The following is a 1,370-nucleotide window of genomic DNA, read 5'->3' as shown; positions in this document are numbered from 1 at the left end:
GTCATGGACTTCGCCCTCAAAACCGGCTGCCCCGTCATCGGCATCAACGACTCCGGCGGCGCCCGCATCCAAGAAGGCGTCATGGCACTGGGCATGTACGGCGAGATCTTCCGCCGCAACACCCACGCCTCCGGCGTCATCCCCCAGATCAGCCTCGTCGTCGGCCCCTGCGCAGGCGGCGCCGTCTACTCCCCCGCCATCACCGACTTCACCGTCATGGTCGACCAGACCAGCCACATGTTCATCACCGGCCCCGACGTCATCAAAACCGTCACCGGCGAAGACGTCGGCTTCGAAGAACTCGGCGGCGCCCGCACCCACAACACCACCTCCGGCGTCGCACACCACATGGCCGGCGACGAAAAAGACGCCATCGACTACGTCAAAACCCTCCTGTCCTACCTCCCCTCGAACAACCTCTCCGAGCCCCCCGCCTTCCCCGAAGAAGCCGACCTGACCCGCACCCCCGAGGACGACGAACTCGACACCCTCGTCCCCGACAGCGCGAACCAGCCCTACGACATGCACACCGTGATCGAACACGTCCTGGACGACGCGGAATTCTTCGAGACGCAACCACTGTTCGCACCGAACATCCTCACCGGATACGGCCGCGTCGAAGGCCGCCCCGTCGGCATCGTCGCCAACCAGCCCATGCAGTTCGCCGGCTGCCTGGACATCGACGCCTCCGAAAAAGCAGCACGCTTCGTACGCACCTGCGACGCCTTCAACGTCCCCGTCCTCACCTTCGTCGACGTCCCCGGCTTCCTGCCGGGCGTCGACCAGGAACACACCGGCATCATCCGCCGCGGCGCCAAACTCATCTACGCCTACGCCGAAGCCACCGTCCCCCTCATCACCGTCATCACCCGCAAGGCCTTCGGCGGCGCCTACGACGTCATGGGCTCCAAACACCTGGGCGCCGACCTCAACCTGGCCTGGCCCACCTCCCAGATCGCGGTCATGGGCGCCCAGGGAGCGGTCAACATCCTGCACCGCCGCACCATCGCCGCCGCCCCCGACACCGAGCAGGAAGCAACCCGCCAGCGCCTCATCCAGGAATACGAGGACACCCTCCTCAACCCCTACACCGCGGCCGAACGCGGCTACATCGACGCCGTCATCATGCCCTCCGACACCCGCGCCCACATCGTCCGCGGCCTGCGCCAGCTCCGCACCAAACGCGAAAGCCTCCCGCCCAAGAAGCACGGCAACATCCCGCTCTAGCCCCAGGACCGAGCCGCCGAGAACGAGCCGCCGAGAGCCGCCCGAAAGGACCCGACCAATGATGATCAAGGTCGTGAGGGGCAACCCCACCCCCGAGGAGCTGGCCGCCGCACTGGCGGTGGTCCAGGCCCGCGCCGCGGCGG

Annotated in this window: 2 protein-coding genes; both read left to right on the top strand. The window is 67.2% G+C overall.

Annotated elements, in window-relative coordinates; all coding sequences use genetic code 11:
• On the top strand, positions 1–1,227 hold a 1,227-nt coding region (locus tag ACWIGU_RS44845; protein ID WP_454407710.1), incomplete at its 5' end, for an acyl-CoA carboxylase subunit beta.
• Positions 1,228–1,285: 58 nt separating this feature from the next.
• Positions 1,286–1,370: acyl-CoA carboxylase subunit epsilon (locus ACWIGU_RS44840; protein WP_399984801.1), on the top strand; the 85-nt coding region annotated here is incomplete at its 3' end.

It is taken from the genome of Streptomyces sp. NPDC055400, assembly GCF_053644375.1.
This window is presented reverse-complemented; position numbering and strand designations above follow the sequence as displayed.